This is a genomic window from Brevibacillus sp. AG, from assembly GCF_028369215.1.
Lineage (GTDB): Bacteria > Bacillota > Bacilli > Brevibacillales > Brevibacillaceae > Brevibacillus > Brevibacillus porteri.
This window is the reverse complement of record NZ_JAQMYO010000005.1, coordinates 374,608-390,430: the sequence shown is the minus strand read 5'-3', so window position 1 is coordinate 390,430 and position 15,823 is coordinate 374,608. Positions and strand designations below refer to the sequence as shown.

The 15,823-nt window shown below is 45.2% G+C and carries 19 protein-coding genes; 17 read left to right on the top strand and 2 right to left on the bottom strand.

All coding sequences use genetic code 11. From position 1 onward, the window contains the following. The first annotated feature begins 93 nt into the window (after positions 1 to 93). From POF51_RS15675 to POF51_RS15640, 8 genes are all read left to right on the top strand, one after another. A complete protein-coding gene (locus tag POF51_RS15675) occupies positions 94 to 282 on the top strand; it encodes a hypothetical protein (protein WP_069848045.1) in 189 nt (62 codons plus the stop codon). Positions 283 to 470: 188 nt separating this feature from the next. Continuing rightward, positions 471 to 854, top strand: coding sequence for a hypothetical protein (locus tag POF51_RS15670; protein WP_069848043.1), 384 nt, complete (start codon positions 471 to 473; stop codon positions 852 to 854). A gap of 328 nt (positions 855 to 1,182) precedes the next feature. Further along, on the top strand, positions 1,183 to 1,602 hold the full coding sequence (locus tag POF51_RS15665) for a hypothetical protein (RefSeq protein ID WP_271755697.1): 420 nt from the start codon (positions 1,183 to 1,185) through the stop codon (positions 1,600 to 1,602). Positions 1,603 to 1,824: 222 nt separating this feature from the next. Continuing rightward, positions 1,825 to 2,334, top strand: a complete 510-nt coding sequence (locus tag POF51_RS15660) for a hypothetical protein (protein WP_271755696.1) — start codon at positions 1,825 to 1,827, stop codon at positions 2,332 to 2,334. 114 nt (positions 2,335 to 2,448) lie between these two features. Beyond that, positions 2,449 to 2,916, top strand: a complete 468-nt coding sequence (locus tag POF51_RS15655; protein WP_069848038.1) for a DUF6985 domain-containing protein — start codon at positions 2,449 to 2,451, stop codon at positions 2,914 to 2,916. A 99-nt stretch (positions 2,917 to 3,015) separates the two neighbouring features. After that, the gene (locus tag POF51_RS15650) at positions 3,016 to 3,618 is read left to right on the top strand and encodes an SMI1/KNR4 family protein (protein WP_069848036.1); all 603 of its coding nucleotides are present in this window, start codon (positions 3,016 to 3,018) and stop codon (positions 3,616 to 3,618) included. Between the two features lie 226 nt (positions 3,619 to 3,844). Further along, complete coding sequence (locus tag POF51_RS15645) at positions 3,845 to 4,540, top strand: hypothetical protein (protein WP_069848034.1); 696 nt, start codon at positions 3,845 to 3,847, stop codon at positions 4,538 to 4,540. 186 nt (positions 4,541 to 4,726) lie between these two features. Next, positions 4,727 to 4,891, top strand: coding sequence for a DUF7660 family protein (locus POF51_RS15640; protein WP_271755695.1), 165 nt, complete (start codon positions 4,727 to 4,729; stop codon positions 4,889 to 4,891). A gap of 20 nt (positions 4,892 to 4,911) precedes the next feature. Here POF51_RS15640 and POF51_RS15635 read toward each other — a convergent pair whose 3' ends face one another. Further along, the gene (locus POF51_RS15635; RefSeq protein ID WP_069848030.1) at positions 4,912 to 5,166 is read right to left on the bottom strand and encodes a hypothetical protein; all 255 of its coding nucleotides are present in this window, start codon (positions 5,164 to 5,166) and stop codon (positions 4,912 to 4,914) included. Between the two features lie 310 nt (positions 5,167 to 5,476). Here POF51_RS15635 and POF51_RS15630 point away from each other — a divergent pair, with 310 nt between their 5' ends. From POF51_RS15630 to POF51_RS15605, 6 genes are read left to right on the top strand one after another with little or no spacing between them, the layout of a single operon-like run. Continuing rightward, positions 5,477 to 6,958 carry a contractile injection system protein, VgrG/Pvc8 family gene (locus POF51_RS15630; RefSeq protein ID WP_069848028.1) on the top strand — a complete coding sequence of 494 codons (1,482 nt, stop codon included), beginning with the start codon at positions 5,477 to 5,479 and terminating at the stop codon, positions 6,956 to 6,958. A 17-nt stretch (positions 6,959 to 6,975) separates the two neighbouring features. Beyond that, positions 6,976 to 8,079: a pentapeptide repeat-containing protein gene (locus POF51_RS15625; RefSeq protein ID WP_069848026.1), complete on the top strand. Its 1,104-nt coding sequence runs from the start codon at positions 6,976 to 6,978 to the stop codon at positions 8,077 to 8,079. Between the two features lie 15 nt (positions 8,080 to 8,094). Continuing rightward, a complete protein-coding gene (locus POF51_RS15620) occupies positions 8,095 to 8,616 on the top strand; it encodes an imm11 family protein (RefSeq protein WP_069848024.1) in 522 nt (173 codons plus the stop codon). Beyond that, positions 8,613 to 9,254, top strand: coding sequence for a hypothetical protein (locus POF51_RS15615; protein ID WP_271755694.1), 642 nt, complete (start codon positions 8,613 to 8,615; stop codon positions 9,252 to 9,254). Before POF51_RS15620 ends, POF51_RS15615 begins: the two co-directional genes overlap by 4 nt. 15 nt (positions 9,255 to 9,269) lie before the next feature. Then, the gene (locus tag POF51_RS15610; RefSeq protein ID WP_139135932.1) at positions 9,270 to 9,545 is read left to right on the top strand and encodes a hypothetical protein; all 276 of its coding nucleotides are present in this window, start codon (positions 9,270 to 9,272) and stop codon (positions 9,543 to 9,545) included. 39 nt (positions 9,546 to 9,584) lie between these two features. Next, positions 9,585 to 9,860 (top strand): hypothetical protein, encoded by a 276-nt coding sequence (locus tag POF51_RS15605; RefSeq protein ID WP_069848020.1) that lies wholly within the window; start codon positions 9,585 to 9,587, stop codon positions 9,858 to 9,860. Between the two features lie 82 nt (positions 9,861 to 9,942). On the opposite strand, the gene POF51_RS15600 is transcribed toward POF51_RS15605, so the two are convergent. Beyond that, complete coding sequence (locus tag POF51_RS15600) at positions 9,943 to 10,551, bottom strand: MptD family putative ECF transporter S component (protein WP_069848017.1); 609 nt, start codon at positions 10,549 to 10,551, stop codon at positions 9,943 to 9,945. A 451-nt stretch (positions 10,552 to 11,002) separates the two neighbouring features. Here POF51_RS15600 and POF51_RS15595 point away from each other — a divergent pair, with 451 nt between their 5' ends. From POF51_RS15595 to POF51_RS15585, 3 genes are all read left to right on the top strand, one after another. Beyond that, on the top strand, positions 11,003 to 11,782 hold the full coding sequence (locus POF51_RS15595; protein ID WP_069848016.1) for a thioesterase II family protein: 780 nt from the start codon (positions 11,003 to 11,005) through the stop codon (positions 11,780 to 11,782). A gap of 4 nt (positions 11,783 to 11,786) precedes the next feature. After that, positions 11,787 to 12,521 (top strand): 4'-phosphopantetheinyl transferase family protein, encoded by a 735-nt coding sequence (locus POF51_RS15590; RefSeq protein ID WP_069848014.1) that lies wholly within the window; start codon positions 11,787 to 11,789, stop codon positions 12,519 to 12,521. Positions 12,522 to 12,835: 314 nt separating this feature from the next. Beyond that, entirely contained in the window at positions 12,836 to 15,796 is a 2,961-nt protein-coding gene (locus POF51_RS15585) for a salicylate synthase (protein ID WP_069848012.1), read from the top strand. The last annotated feature ends 27 nt before the right edge of the window (positions 15,797 to 15,823 follow it).

Below are 15,823 nucleotides of genomic sequence, written 5' to 3'. Positions count from 1 at the left end.
CTTTTTGTATGTTCAAAATAACAGGCGAAAGAAAGCGAAGAAGGCAATATTTTTATCAAACTGCACGAAGAGGACGGCATCGAGATTCACAGTATGCATCCAATCATATTTTCCTCGGAAAAGGATATGGAGATTACGTCAGATACGAAGGTCGAGATCAAGGCCAAGGAAGCGATCTACCTCATGTGCAGCACCAGCAGCATGATTTTGGACGAGGAAGTGGATCTGCAAGCGCCGAAGATTGAGATGGGCGGGCTGACGAAGGCGCCTGTGGTTGTGTAGGATTTGCCGCAGCAGGAAGAAGAGGAAGAGGTTGTTGAGGAGGAGGAAGAGGAAGAGTCTGGATGGATGGATTTCTGGATGGTGTACAGTTAGCGCTGGATGTTGTGGGACTCATTCCGGGTCTGGGAGAAAGGATTCGCGGACCAATCTATAAAAGGAAGTCAAATAATTGACTAGGAGAATTACATATGAGAAAAAAGTACCCCTATTTTACTTGTTCATTACCAATAGCATCTGAGGAAGATATTTATGGTGTTGCAAAAATTATTTCTGACAAGTTAGTTGGCGGTATTACATTTGGTGGATTAGAGGATTATATCTATGAAGAGGTTCCGGCCGTATACATTAATAGGAGTATTTTGGGGCTGGAATTTGTTATACAAGGTTATGGAGGCGAAAAAGGATATATAGTAGAAGTTCATTCTCACCCTGGTAATGATGCCCCGGATAATGTGAATGAAGTTGAAATTGATATAACATGTTACGTTGCTTCTCTTCTTGAAGGAACGGAACAAATAAAGATAAAGCATGAACAAATTGCCGAGCAAGATTATATTATTATTACAGAATAGTTTCTAAATCGGTAAAAAGATGTTCAAATAATGGGGGCTTATTCCAACTTAAATGGTGAGGAGAAATGAGCCTTTTTTGCATGTTCCGGCCATAAGTTTGCGTACAAGGAGATAGGGATATTTGCAAGGAAAGCAATACATCTATGATGTAGAATACATGCGCACCTCTATGACTTGGAACGGTAAGACGGTACGGTATGTGGTCGACCAAAACGCTGACCTGACCCGACCCAGTTTCTTATGGAACTAGAGGAAATTGGAGTGACTAAAGCGTAATATGTATTTTGAAGAAACTAAGAAATCACCAACACCAAGGTAGGTGAATATTATGTTTTCTATTGTTATTGATAGAAATGAATTAGACAGTGATATAAATAATATATCTTGTTGGGAAGATTGGTACAAAATTGAGAAAGAAATTTTTCATACTGATGAATGGCCTAGAACATCCTTTGATAGATTAGAAGAAGATTTGGATAGACCAGTACAAATAATAGAGGGGTGTGAATGGGAACCAACTACTGATTCGTATGATGTTTCTCCTGAAGTTAGTCATTTATATGAAAAAACCAGACAAAAAGTATTTGCTATACTCGAACCTGAAGCAGATGAGGAAAATAAACTATATCCAGAATTGTACGGCAAAAGGTGTATCTATTGTAGGATTTGGACAAGAGATTTTTCGAAACAAAAATGCCCAAAATGTAGTAATGGATTACTAAAATTTCCACTTAATGAATGGGATTAGGATTAGATATTTTAGTCCAATATGTAGGGGTACTTTATAGTTTTGAGTGAAAATATCCAAAACCTTGATTGGCTGCTTGCCTTTCAAGGTTTCATTTTTTGGATGGTTATTGATGGAGGAATTAACCGTCCAACGAATGAAGAATTATTTGTCCTAATGATACGGATACGAGCGGCAGGATATTTTTAATGATCATATTACTAGTTCTGAAAGGATAGAAAAATGAATCAAGAACTAAGAATACTAATAAAAAAACTTATAGGCGGTGAAATAACAGGTCTAGAATTTTTGGATTTGTTCATGGGAAATATAGAATTAACTAGCTACTTTGACAAACTGTTAGAAGTTATTTGTAGAGAAAAAAATAAAGATGACCTAGGATTACTATTTTATATAGGATTTACATTTGATTTGTTTGATGAAAGACATTTGGAGATGTTAAACCAGTTAATTACTGAAGCTTGGCATAAGGCACATGAGGATATTGCTGGCTTGCTTCAATATTTTCAATCAAATTCATCGGTAGAAAGTCTTTATAAAGCAGCATTAACAAAATTTGAGTATCTTCATTATACAAATGCCCTTGCCGTAAAATGTATTTGGGCTCTAGGTGATATGAATACGCCAGAGTCTAAAGAGAAATTAGAACTCTTAAGTAAATCAAAGGAAAAAGAAATTAAAAAGAATGCGTTGCACCAATTAAAAAGAATCTCTATAAGGAAGGGAATATAAAATAATTCACCAAAAAGAAAATTTTAGGAAGGAAGGAGACTTTAAAAGTAGATATAACCGCAAATAATACCAGTTTTCAAGATGAGAAAAAACAGCAGTGAAGGAGATTGTGTCATGATCATAAACGATCCGGTTTTTGGTGAACTTTCATACTTTCTTGTTTGGTCAAAGCACATGACCATTCATTTTTGCGGGAAAGAAACCGAGATAGCACTCACGGTAGAGGGTGAGGAAGACGGTAAATTTGATGAAGAACAATACATGGCTTATCAATCACTCATGCAAAATTGGGAGCACATACAACAGCGTGTTTTGCAAGCGATCCTCGACTACTACAAGCAAAAGCGGCATGAGCTCGGGTATGATATTGGATACCATGATGATTATCCCCTAATTGAAACACAAGACCAACTACTTAAAAGGATCGTTTTACTTGAAATTGTTGTTCCCTATGGTGATATTTTTGAAGGCCGTGATATCGGATTACTCTTCGATTGCACCTGGGACGAAGAAAATGGTCTAGGACTTCGGCTTTTAAATGAAGAAGTAACGGAAGTCGGCTACCAGGATGTTGCCATTTAACCTTTTATATGAATAGTGGAAAATATTGTTGTTTTGAATATGAAAACGGAATCATTATAGAACGAGAATGTTATGCTCGAAATGATAGGAGGAATATCTTTGGAGTTCGAAGGGATCATTAGAAAATTTCGTCGTAACTTCGAAAGAGACGGAATGGCCCCAGAAGACATCGACAAAGCCTTCCAACAAGCAAATACCGCTCACCTTCATTCCTTACTAGAATGGGTAGATTTGAAAACATATACTGTACCGGATTCGGTTGTTGCCTTTTATCAGACGTATAATCCTCACTATCTGCCTACTTTAAGCGGTGGAATAAGGCTATTGGATATAGAATCCATAAAGGTAGTGAACTCATCTGCTGTACCAAGTATGTACCTGCTAAAATTCGGGCTACTCACAATCGCTACAACAATAGGTGGCCATGCTATTTGTCTCGATTTGAATAGCAGCAATGATAGCGAACCACGTGTAGTAATCGCAGATCAAGCGTTTTGCTCCTATAATGATGATTTGGAAGTCGTAGAATGCGTCCTTGTTCCAGACGATATCGCTGAACGCTACGCTGATGACGAGCCTATTCTTTTGTCTTATTCACTCATCAAGCAATGTCTGCCAGAGATAGCACCATCTTTTCGAGAATTTTTAGAAAGACTGTCCAATGAAGCTTATGAGACTATCGAAGAAGACTTTTTAGCATGACCGAAATTATGAGTAAATAGGAACCTTGTTACACCAAGAACGGTTATATCAAATAGTTTTCAATGAGTGAAAATCCAGCTCGGCCCAGGCCTCTCCTAGGCTTTTTGTGTTTTTCCCAAATCCCACACTTTCCCCTTACTTTTCACGAGGTTATCCCGAACATTCCCAATGCTCGTACGTTACGATTGGTTTGTAAGAAACAATAGTAGACAGGGAGTGTTCACACATGAAAAAAATGCTTTCCGTATCTGTAATCGCAGCGAGCTTGTTGGCAACGAGTGCCGTAGGAGCTTTTGCCGCTGAGAAAGAAGGGAAAGAAGCAGGGTGGAAGAGCCTGCCTGAAGTTCAAGCACTAAAAGCACTGCAAGTGGAGCAAAAAGCTCTCCAAGATAAACTGAAAGCTCAAACCCAGACTAACAAACAAGCATGGGACATTCTTTGGGGCGATGTGACGCCAGAAGTACGTGAAACCGTGAAAAGCGCACTGGCAGAGACAAAGCCGCTGCGTGAAGAGAACAAGGCGCTGTCTGCTGAATTGAAAGAAGCGAAGAAAGCAAAGGATAAAGAAAAGGTAGCGAGCATCAAGGCTGAAATCGCCGCGAACCATACAGCTATCGAAGAAAAACTCGCTCATGTCCAAAGTGAATTGGCGCAGGTAAAAGAGAAAAAAGCTTCTTTCAAAGAGATGAACCAAGAGCTGAAGCCAATCCGCACCGAAAAGAAAGCGAACAAAGAGCAAGCAAAAGAACTGAAAACAAATGAGAAAAACGCAGTGAAAGAAGCAAAAGAAGTATTCAAGTCCGGTGACAAGGAGCAAGCAGCTGCATCCTTGCAAGAGGCTGCTGATCTGTTGAAAGAACTGATCGAGGTACAAACCGAGATTTTGGAGCAAAAGCAAGCGATTTCCGAGATTATTCAATAAGGAACGTCTCCGAGAATAGTGACAGCCCGAATCCTGTTATTGACTAGACAGATGTTCCCCCTCACATAAGAGACAGAAAGCCCGTTGCACGCCAGCGGGCTTTTTTCATTCCCCAATTCGTCAAACTCCTTTGGAACATCTATAGTAAAATAGAAGATAAAGACATAGGGGTAGGAGGAGTTTCGCATGGATATTCTAGAGAGAGCGGGTACGGTTGAGAGCAGAGAGGATATGGTTCAATTCATTTCTCACTTGATTAAGGATTATCAGCAAAATAAAAAAGAGTGGGCGAATATGTCCCTGGAAGAGTTCCTAAGTGGGATGGAGTCATGGATTGAAGATTGTGATTAGGAAAGGCCCTTGAACTAAATTCAAGGGCCTTTGACGATATAAGGGTTATCAATTTCTTCCCCGAGATTATCCAAATCTCGCGTAATATTGATGATAATTAAGTATCTCGACTTGCCTTTATGCTTTCCCAGATCGACAACTTGATGTACCTCGATTACATCGTTTTCATACTCTTTATGAGAGTAGCACATTTCATATAGCGTGGATGTAAGATCTGTGTTGTTCAAATTCGCTATCTCCAATTCTACAAATACTTGATTTTTCTTTATGTTCACCTGGATTCTCTCCCTTGTTTGATCTCTATGAATTCCCCTATCATCCTATAAATGGTAGCGCAAGTGCAAATCGCAGGAATACTCGAGGTAAAAGAAGGACTTCCATCGGGCTCTCGAGCAGATAAGAAATGGTACAAAGCCTCTCCCTTTGCCTCCAAATCATACCATTCAGGACTAATGACCCATTCAAAAAATCCCAAATAATACCGATTGTAAGATTGTGTGTAAAATAATGGTCTTATTTGGAAGGGTGAATCCATTTCCCTAGGAGCATCGGAGAAGGGGGTTCATCTGGCAGGGAGGGGATACCATGAGCAATCGAACACTCACTTATGGAGATATACAAGTTTCGCCCTATGAATTTACTCATCTGCAAACGATGAAAGTCGTGAAAAAAATGAACGAGCATGCGCGACTGACGCTCACGGGGATTATTTCTGAAGAGCGAAAAGATAGCTACGTGAACCAGACAAATGCGCAAACGCTGATCAGCGTGGCACTGGCGGATGAATCGGGCAAGCCGAAAACATGGTTCCAGGGCATCGTCTTGCGCGTCCATGTTAAAGCGGTTCGCGGTATTTATTACTTGTCGCTGGAGGCAATTTCTCATACCTATTTGTTGGATGTCAAAACGAGAAAGCGTTCGTTTCAAAATCCGGCGATGACCTATGCGGGGCTCGTGAAAACGGTGCTGTCCGGGTACGGAAAAGCTGATTTTATTGACTCTGTTACGAACGGAAAGGCTTTGAATACGTTTGTCATGCAGTATGAAGAAACCGATTGGCAGTTCCTGAAGAGGATGGCGTCGCGCTTTTATACAGGTTTGATCCCGACAACGGCTTTTGACATTCCCAAGTTTTATTTCGGTTTGCCAAAAGGTCAAGATAAAGGAAAGCTTGCGGTTAGTCATTATACGGTGCATAAGCGTGTGGGGGATTATCAGAGTGATGCTGAGAACAAGGTTCCAGGAATCGATGACCAGGACTATACCGTGTATGAAGTACAGAGCGAACGAGTGCTGGAGGTCGGCAATGAGGTGAACTTCAAATCCAGACCACTTGTGGTCGGAGAAGCGGTCACAGAGATGAAGGAAGGCATTGTCACACACACGTACAAGCTTTATCCACGCCTAGGTCTGGCGCGTAAGAAGCAGTATAACCATGCCATCATCGGGGCGTCCATCCAGGGCCGGGTGCTGCAAGTCCAGAAGGACAATGTGCGGGCCAAGCTGGACATGGATGATCAGCAGGATCAGAGCACGGCATATTGGTTCCCTTACTCCACCATTTATGCCTCCGAGGATCAAACTGGATGGTATGTCATGCCAGAGCTGAACGACCAGATTCGGATTTATTTCCCGAGCAAAAAAGAAGAGGACGGTATCGCGATCAGCTCTGTTCTCAAGGAAATACCAGACGACGACAAGCCAGCGCCCAAACAGAAATCCTCACCGAAAAGCAGTGCAGGAGGAGGAGGCGGTGGAGGTGGCGGGGGAGACCGAATGAAGGACCCTGCGGTAAAAACGTTTCGTACCAAGTATGGCAAGGAAATCGTACTGGCTCCGGACAAAATTGTGATCACGACAGGAGATATGTCGATTACGATCAGTGATACGAGTGGAATCGATATCCAGAGCAGCCAGAATGTGAACATTACAGCCGGTAAGGACATGAAACTGTCAGCTGCTTCTCTTCATATTAGTGCGGATAAAGTAGAACTGAGTGGAAAAGGAAATACGATCAAACTGGAAGAAAAGATCGAGATGAAAGGTTCGGAAATCAAGATGAACTAGAGGGGGCACTTACATCGATGAAGAAAGAGGAAGCGCTCCAGCATCTGCACGATAACACCTTCCGGCCAGCGTTGGCTGAAAGCGTAGCGGCACTCGAGCGCTATTTCCAGCAAAACAAGGATCAGCTCGTCCAGGAGTTCGTGGAGTCTTTTCGGCAAATGCTCCAGCATATTGACTTCATGCAGAACAATCAGGAGCTTCCCCCTGTCGGTTTTATTCACTACTCGTTGCTTCGGACAACGGTATTGGATGGCACACACACATTTTTAATAGAGGCTTATACGGATCAATGGTACTGGGAGCCAGTGGAATGCTATGCACGATACGATGCAGCGTGGACATTGCAAGAGGTGTCCACGCTGATTTCGCTACTGGACGAACGCCGAAAAATGTACATGGGGATCATACACGCAGCTGATGTGGAGTATATGGTCCTAAAGGAAATGGAGCTTTTCTGTCAGTTTGTCACAGCGCTTTCCCGAGTAGCGATTCAGGAAGTTATCAAGCTGCCTGAGTACCAACAGATTAGGAAAGCGGATCGTCTGTACATACGAGTGGGCGAATTCAAAGACATCAGCGAAGTGGTGTACGTAGAAGAGCGAATCAAGCGGGAGGAGAAAGAGAGCAGAAGCCTGCTTGGGCAACCAAAAGGAACGTTTTGCACCCATGAAACATTCGCCCACATGGATTTGCCGCGAAGCAATGTGGATGCACTGGATTTGCGCTATTGCGATTTTAGTGGCAGTAATCTTACGGACAGTCAGTTCCATGAGTGTGTCCTATTCGGAACAAGATGGGTAAAGAGCAAGCTTCAACGCACCGATTTCAGCCATTCGCTTCTTTGTGATGCCGATTTTCGTCATGCTGACTTGAGTGGAGCCATCTTCTCTTATGCCGAGGGACAAGGAGTAAGTGCGGACGAGCTACATCGTGTACCGGGCTTACTCGGTGTCCAATTTGCATATGCTGATTTGGAAGGAGCGGATTTTCGCCATTCTCGTCTGTATCATGCGAATTTTCATGGAGCGAATATGCGGAATGCCGTTTTTTTCGAGAAGGACCGGGAGCGCTTTGCATTGAGTGAAGGACAGATACAGCAGATTGAGTGGAAAACGGAATAAAGGAGGCGGGATGACATGCGCGATTATTATTTGCTAGCAGATGACGGTCGAATAGTTCAAAGGGTCGTACCATCGGGGCTGGGGCTGCAAAAGGAAAACACCTTCGAGCAACTCCCGCCGATATCCGTTCTCGAGGTGAACATGGATGGGGCCAATGCCTGCACAGATTGGTTGGAAAAGCCACTGCCGATGATTTCGGAGCGGATGAAAACCATTACTGCCAAATACAATCCGAGTGTACAATGGAAGCGCGTCGATTTGATCGACAGCGAAACCAATCTGCGAAACGTTTACTGGGCCATGCAAGTACCTGCTGTAGATTGCCTTTCCATGGAGACTGCGTTTCATTTGAATGGAACAGTAAAGAGGCTTGTATTAGATACCGATAAGATAAAGGCACATCATTTCTTTAAGATTCAGGGGGTTTTGGAGCCGTATATCGTGGTGAGTCTGGATGCTGCGGAAAGCTTCCTTCGCAGAAGCTTGAACGGATTTGTTTTGCAAAAAGTGGAACAGGCAATGCGGAGGGAGCCATGACGATCTACTGGGATGAAAAGATTTTGGATGTATGGAACAGCATCCAGACACGGCGTCAATTAGCTGAAATGGAAGAACAGCAGGTGCAATTGACGCTTGCGGAGTGTTTGGATGGTGTGCAAAAAGGCTACATGGAGTACGAAGGACGCAGATTCGAATTCGAGGAGATGGTTCTCTTTGACGGGCAGCTCGGCATTCAGTTGCCCCGTTCGATGCAGCTCATGCCGAGGGGACGCGGGTCAAATAGCGCAGGGAATCATCAGCACGAGCAGCTTACCTATAAAGAGGAAAATAGCGAGGTTATGCTCGGCATGAATCATATGACACATCTGTTACCGATGAGCGGCGTGGAATCGTTTGTGCAGGCGATGACAGCACAAATTAAAAAGGCGCAGGCAGGCTTGCAGGTCGTACATAATGAGCTGATCGAACAGGATGGATGCAGGGTTGCCTGCAGCGAATTCATCATTCCGGTCGAGGACAAAACCTACTATCAAATCTTGTTCGCGACATCGGTAAACGGGCGGGCACTACTCGGGAGCTTTCATTTTGAGTCTGAAGAAGTGCTCGTATGGCAGCCTCTGGCTCATGCGTTGATTCGCACGCTACGGGTTGAGCAAAATGTGAACATGACATAACAGGGAGGTTTCGAATTGGAACAGGAGCAACATCAACTGCAAGTAAACGTGCCTGAAAATGAACAGGTCATGTCAGTCAAGGAATGGATGATTACTTTTTTAATTATGATGGTACCCGTGGTCAACCTCGTGATGTATTTTGTTTGGGCATTTGGCAGTGAAGGCAATCTAAACAGAAAGAACTGGGCAAAAGCTAACTTGCTCATCATAGGTATTTGCATCGGGTTGTACTTAAGCGTATTCTTTTTACTTCTTATCGTGGCATTCATTGCAACATCGGTTAAACAATAGCAAGAACAGTGGAATGGTAAAAAACGTGGAGGGTATAGAATGGATCACCAAACGTATGTGGAAGGAAGCGTAGCGGAAAACGAAAAGGTCATGACAGTGAAAGGATGGATACCCGTCTCGTTGCTCATGATGCTTCCGTTTGTGAATATTGTTTTTTTATTTGTCTGGGCTTTTGGTTCAGATGGGAATCTGAATCGTAAAAACTTTGCCAAAGCTAGCTTGTTATTTATGGCCATTCTTTTGGGTTTATACTTCGTCTTTGGTACGATAACCGCAATTATCACGTTTATTTTAATCGCCATGGAAGGGCAATAAGGGACGATGCTAAGACGTCTACAAGGCATATTCCAACTCGAATCATCGAGGAGGAATATGCCTTGTTTTTTTACGCGGAGCATTACACCAGCTTTGCTTTTTTGACGTGCTTCTTCATCAACAGATTGCCGAAATAGCAGCCGAGCATTCCGCTGACAAACGAAATCGAGCACATGATGAGAATCATGCTGGGGGTTTCAAAGTAATAGAGCATCGCAGAAAGCTGCTCAGGTGTATAGCTTTTTTCCAAGGTCGCGAGATACGATTCGCGGAAGAAAATAAGCGGGACAACCCCGCAAAGCGAATAGCCGACATAAAAAACAGAATAGCTGATTGCATTGCGCACAGGATTCAGATAAGAGCCTTTTCCCCATAGGATCAGTTCGCAGATGAGTCCGATAACAGCTAAGGTAAGTAAGTAATTCGCGTAGCCAAAACCGACAAAATACAATCCAGTCAAGACAGCTGTAAAAAATAGAGTCCCGGGCTTGGCGATTTTATTAGACATGACCATATAAATCGGACCGTTGAGTAGCGCGGTAAAGCCGCCAACCAGCAAATGAGAAACAACGGTAATAATCGGGGCAATCGTCATCAATATCAGCATGACGACGTTAAAGATCGCGAGCGTAATAATATCCCGCATGGTCCATCTGCCGCTTTGGGCAGCTAATGATGTTTGGGCTTGCATGTAACATCCTCCCTCAGACATAAGTAGCCGATCTGCTTGACGAATTCTCTGTACTTACGATCCCCCTTTTGCAGGAATGCTGGAAAAAAGTTTGCTAGCTGTACGCACGGTTGTCAGTATAAGAACACAATATTGATAATGAGAATCGTTGTCAAAATAAAAAAAGCCCATATTTCAATATTTTGGGATATTTTTCGAGCTTTTTCGCCTATTATCTCCGTGTTTTTCCGTTTTTCTTGAACAATCGCCAAAATATTACAAGTCGGATGATCTGCAAAATAATCATTCTGGTGAACGTAGGACGAGATAATCGGGGAAAATCACGGAAATGTACCAAAAAACGGAAAAGGAGGGACTTGTATCTATTTGGCAATGATGCATGAGGATCATTATCATGTACGTTGTATCAAAGCGTTTAAGCAAGAGACGAAAGGGAGGAGTACATAGGAGCATGGATACGATAACGAAAACGAAAACATGGCTGCTTACTCAGCCACAAGCAAAAGACAGCATTCGCCTGTTTTGCTTTCCATACGCAGGGGGAGGGGCCTCGATTTACAGGGGCTGGGCACAGGCTTTTCCCAGTGATGTCGGTGTTTACCCAGTTCAGCTGCCAGGAAGGGAAAATAGAATTGCCGAGCGAGCGTACTCAGATATGGGAACGCTGGTGGAAGAGCTGGCCCAAATGATTTATCCGTATTTGGATCGCCCGTTTTTATTTTTCGGTCACAGTATGGGAACGCGAATCGCCTTTGAGCTGGCACGTACCGTACGGAGCAAATGGGGGCGTCTTCCGCTTGGCCTCATCGTTTCAGGAGGACGAGCTCCACACTTCCCGGAGCCGAAGCCTATTTACCATTTGCCCGAAGAGGAGTTTGTTGCAGCTCTGCGACGCTTTTCCGGGACACCAGAGGCGATCCTGCAAAGCAAGGAGCTCATGGAGTTGTTCATGCCGCTGTTGCGTGCGGATTTTACCCTCGACGAAACTTATGTGTATACCGAGGAGCCCCTGCTTAATTGCCCGATTGCTGCGTATTGCGGGACTGAGGATCAGGAAGCCACGCAGGAAGAAATGGAGGCTTGGGCTAGCCATACAAGTGCCGGATTTACGTTGGAAATGGTAAACGGCGGACATTTTTTCCTGACGACAAACAAAGAGGTGCTCTTGCAATCTGTAACCAAAATGATTGGACAATACCGGAGTGTTGTAGCAGGAAAAGGGGAGCGCTAACGAGATGCAGCAGGTGCGAATAACCCACTTGTCTGAGAGGACAAAATCAGCTCTGAAGGAATCGTCCTCTTGGTTACTGGTTAAAGGGGAAGTACATATTTGGCTGACGTTTGTGCAAGCATGGGTACACAGTATGCAGGAGCTGGAAGGCGATCTGTCTGCCGAAGAACTCGATAAACGGGCACGATTTCATTTCCAAGCAGACAGGGAGCGCTATGTTGTCGCACATGGACTACTGAGAAGAATGATTGGGCGGTACCAAGGGATTTTTCCTCGCGCGGTTCAATGGGAGTACAATTCGAACGGGAAACCGTTTTTATGTGGACCAAACAATGATTCCGAAGCACTTTTTTTCAATCTGTCGCATTCGCATGAGCTTGTGGCGGTCGCTTTTTCTCGCGATCGCCTTCTCGGCGTTGACGTGGAGCATTTGCGACACATCCCGGAAATGGAACAGCTCATGAGCTACTTTCACCCTGTGGAGCGAGAGGGAATCTTGCGTTTACCCTCTGATGAGCGGCAACAGGCTTTTTTTGATTGCTGGACACGCAAGGAGGCTTTTGTCAAAGCGACAGGGGAGGGCCTGAGCCGTCCTCTCGATTCTTTTTTCATGGAAAAACTGGATGGCAGCTTCACGGTAAACGGAGATGGAATCAGGAGCGGGGAGTGGAAAATTCACGGGTTTACGCCTGGCAGAGGCTATGCCGGAGCAGTTGCAATCGGGATAGGAAGACCGTGAATCGGAGTAGTTGGAACGATAATCTTCTATTATACTGATAAACTTTATCGGGTTTAATGAGACTATATAAGTGTGTAAGAATATGGAAATCTTACAGTGAGAAACGAAGAAATCGTGAGAAAACGGAAGATAATCCAACCTATTTTTCCCAAATGTAGAAAAAACAGCTTACGGATGAAATTGACAATGAGAATCACTATCAATATCTTGTTGTTAGACAAACCAACATGATGCGTACACCGACAAGGCAGTATTCTGCATGATCCGGCTTCGGGCGCAAAGAGTGACCCGCAGTTACACAGGAGGAGGACGGAATGAAAGTAAGTACGGAGTGGTATGAGCAAGCTGCAATAGCTTATGAACAGCGTGGTTTTTGGGAGCCGTTGACACTTGGGCAGCAATTGCGCAAATGGGCGGAACAGTATCAAAACAAAGAAGCGGTGGTGGAGGAAGAGGAGAGACTCACATATAGCGAGCTCGACAGCAAGGTGGATGCGCTTGCTTCCGGTTTTTATCACATGGGAATTCAAAAAGGCGACAATGTAGCCGTCCAGCTTCCAAATCGAATTTCTTTCGTACTGACTTGCTTTGCCCTGTTTCGCATCGGCGCTGTGCCGATTTTCGTATTGCCTGCCCACAGAGAGGCTGAATTGGACGGGATTTTTGCACTTGCGAGGCCAGTTGCCTACATCATTCCAACGACGTTTCTCGGTTTTGATTACACGAAGATGGCAGAAGATTTAGTCAAAAGGCATGCGTCTGTCAAATTCGTCATGACGGATGGGGACAGTCCGATCGGGCGGAACTTGGCAGAGATAAGCGGACCGCCAATCGAGCTGGAAGCCCCTTCGTACAAAGACACTGCGTTATTGCTGTTGTCTGGTGGTACGACAGGGATACCCAAGCTGATTCCTAGAACCCACGCAGATTACGTCTACAATGCAAAAGCTACCGCAGCTCGTTGCCAACTGACAGAGAAAAGCGTCTATCTCGCAGTTTTGCCGATTGCACATAATTTCCCTCTGTGCTGCCCAGGCATCTTAGGCACACTGTCCGTTGGTGGCAAGATCGTGCTATGTAAAACTACCAGTTGCGACGAAGCTTTTCCGCTGATTGAGAAAGAGCAGGTGACCATTACCGGCCTCGTGCCTTCGATCGTGCAAGTATGGCAGGAAGTGCTGGAATGGGATACAGAAAGCGATCTGTCGAGTCTGGAGGTTCTTCAGGTTGGAGGCTCCATGCTGGATGATAATCTCGCCAGCCGTATCACGCGAGAATGGAAATGCAAGCTACAGCAAGTATTTGGAATGGCCGAGGGGCTCATCTGCTGCACATCACTGGATGATCCAGAGTCGATCATTACCAGCTGCCAGGGTCGTCCGATTTCCGAAGGGGATGAAGTGCGAATCGTGGATGAGCATGGAAACGATGTCGCGCCAGGTGAATACGGAGAGTTGATTGTGCGGGGACCGTATACAATTCGCGGCTACTACAGAGCAGAGGAACAAAACCGCGAGAGCTTTACGCCTGATGGCTTCTATCGCTCTGGGGACAAGGCTAGAATCACGCCAGAAGGAAATATTCAAATCGGTGGACGGATCAAAGAGCAAATCAACCGAGCGGGTGAAAAAATTATGCCAGCTGAAGTAGAGACGTACCTGCGCATGCACCCAGCAATTAAAGACGCGGCGCTGATCACACTTCCCGATCCAGTACTGGGCGAGAAAAGCTGCGCATTTTTGATCACCGACGATGAAACGATCAGCTTGGCGGACGTCCATGCCTTCTTCCAGGAAAAAGGAGTGGCGCGCTACAAAATGCCGGACCAAATCGAACTCATCGATTACTGGCCGCTGACCAGCGTCGGAAAAGTCAATAAAGCGAAGCTAAAAGAACTGGCGTTAGCGCCAAAGTCAGAGACGAAGCCAGCGGAAATCGCCTATCTGGAAGAAACGTTTGCTTTTGCGGGTGATGCGCATATGGCAGCGGCGCTGATTGCAGAGCGCAGCGGGTATGAAAACTACCTGCTCTATGAAAACGGAGATGAGCTTTCGCTAGGAATGGGGATTCATGCGCTTCTCTATGTAGATGGGGAGCAGACGACGTTGACTTATCGCAACGAGACTCTGCGATTCGACAACAATGAGCTTAGTGAGACGCTCGAAAAAGCAATGGCACAGGTGCCGATTCAAAGTTGGCGCGCTTATGGAACGGTTAACTTTGGCATGGCGCGTTATTATCAAGGCTTGCCGCTCATGCCAGAAGAGGATGGCTTGCTCAAGCTGTTCATTCCTGAGGTCGAGCTGCGTTTCAACAAAGGAACGGTCCTATTGAGAGCCTTGCGTGAAGAGAAGCGGAGCGAATTCAGCCAACTGCTGAGTGAGCTGTCGATGAATACGCAAGACGAGCAACAGCTGACCCAAAGAGTGGACAAACCGAAGCTGTCCGTCCCGCAATCCGATACATACGACGCGGAACCCTACATGCAAAACGTGGCAGAAGGTGTACGCGAGATTCAGGAACGCAAATACCATAAGGTCATCTTGTCGCGGAAAATTCCGCTTGATCACGAGCTGGATCTGGTTGCGAGCTATATAGCTGGCAGACGAGTGAATACGCCGGCCCGCTCTTTCCTCGTTAGCTTGGATGGTCTCGGTGCAGCCGGTTTTAGCCCGGAGACGGTAGTAGAGGTCGATAGCGATGGATGGGTGAGTACCTTCCCACTCGCGGGAACACGGGCAAAAGGCAGTAGTGAAGACGAGGCGAACAGGCTTAAAGAAGAGCTGCTGAATGACCCGAAGGAAATTGCCGAGCACGCTGTTTCCGTCAAGCTGGCATTCGAAGAACTGAAAATCGTTTGCGACTCAACAAGTATCGTCTTGAACGATTTTATGTCAGTAGCTAGCCGAGGAACGGTTCAGCATATCGCTTCTCGCTTGAAAGGGAAACTGAAACAAGAATGCAACTCATGGGATGCCTTCCGCGCATTGTTCCCAGCTGTTACCGCTTCGGGAATCCCGAAAAAAGAATCGATCGAAGCGATTGGCAGATTGGAGACCGTGTCACGAGGTCTATACAGTGGGTGCGTTATGACTTTTGACAGCGACGGTGCCATGGATGCGGCGCTTGTGCTGCGAACGATTTATCAAAAGGACAACCAAGCTTGGCTTCATGCCGGAGCTGGTGTCGTCGAAATGTCTTTGCCGTCCAGAGAACTGGAAGAAACGCGTGAAAAACTGAGCAGCTTCTCCAGGCAGCTGATTGGAAAAGAATAGGGGCTTGCACGAGAGAGGAGGGAACGA

Bases quoted from the DNA above. Each gene is read 5' to 3' on its own strand.
- POF51_RS15675 (WP_069848045.1), top strand. From the start codon at position 94: ATGCATCCAATCATATTTTCCTCGGAAAAGGATATGGAGATTACGTCA.
- POF51_RS15670 (WP_069848043.1), top strand. From the start codon at position 471: ATGAGAAAAAAGTACCCCTATTTTACTTGTTCATTACCAATAGCATCT.
- POF51_RS15665 (WP_271755697.1), top strand. From the start codon at position 1,183: ATGTTTTCTATTGTTATTGATAGAAATGAATTAGACAGTGATATAAAT.
- POF51_RS15660 (WP_271755696.1), top strand. From the start codon at position 1,825: ATGAATCAAGAACTAAGAATACTAATAAAAAAACTTATAGGCGGTGAA.
- POF51_RS15655 (WP_069848038.1), top strand. From the start codon at position 2,449: ATGATCATAAACGATCCGGTTTTTGGTGAACTTTCATACTTTCTTGTT.
- POF51_RS15645 (WP_069848034.1), top strand. From the start codon at position 3,845: ATGAAAAAAATGCTTTCCGTATCTGTAATCGCAGCGAGCTTGTTGGCA.
- POF51_RS15640 (WP_271755695.1), top strand. From the start codon at position 4,727: ATGGATATTCTAGAGAGAGCGGGTACGGTTGAGAGCAGAGAGGATATG.
- POF51_RS15630 (WP_069848028.1), top strand. From the start codon at position 5,477: ATGAGCAATCGAACACTCACTTATGGAGATATACAAGTTTCGCCCTAT.
- POF51_RS15625 (WP_069848026.1), top strand. From the start codon at position 6,976: ATGAAGAAAGAGGAAGCGCTCCAGCATCTGCACGATAACACCTTCCGG.
- POF51_RS15620 (WP_069848024.1), top strand. From the start codon at position 8,095: ATGCGCGATTATTATTTGCTAGCAGATGACGGTCGAATAGTTCAAAGG.
- POF51_RS15615 (WP_271755694.1), top strand. From the start codon at position 8,613: ATGACGATCTACTGGGATGAAAAGATTTTGGATGTATGGAACAGCATC.
- POF51_RS15605 (WP_069848020.1), top strand. From the start codon at position 9,585: ATGGATCACCAAACGTATGTGGAAGGAAGCGTAGCGGAAAACGAAAAG.
- POF51_RS15600 (WP_069848017.1), bottom strand. From the start codon at position 10,551: ATGCAAGCCCAAACATCATTAGCTGCCCAAAGCGGCAGATGGACCATG.
- POF51_RS15595 (WP_069848016.1), top strand. From the start codon at position 11,003: ATGGATACGATAACGAAAACGAAAACATGGCTGCTTACTCAGCCACAA.
- POF51_RS15590 (WP_069848014.1), top strand. From the start codon at position 11,787: ATGCAGCAGGTGCGAATAACCCACTTGTCTGAGAGGACAAAATCAGCT.
- POF51_RS15585 (WP_069848012.1), top strand. From the start codon at position 12,836: ATGAAAGTAAGTACGGAGTGGTATGAGCAAGCTGCAATAGCTTATGAA.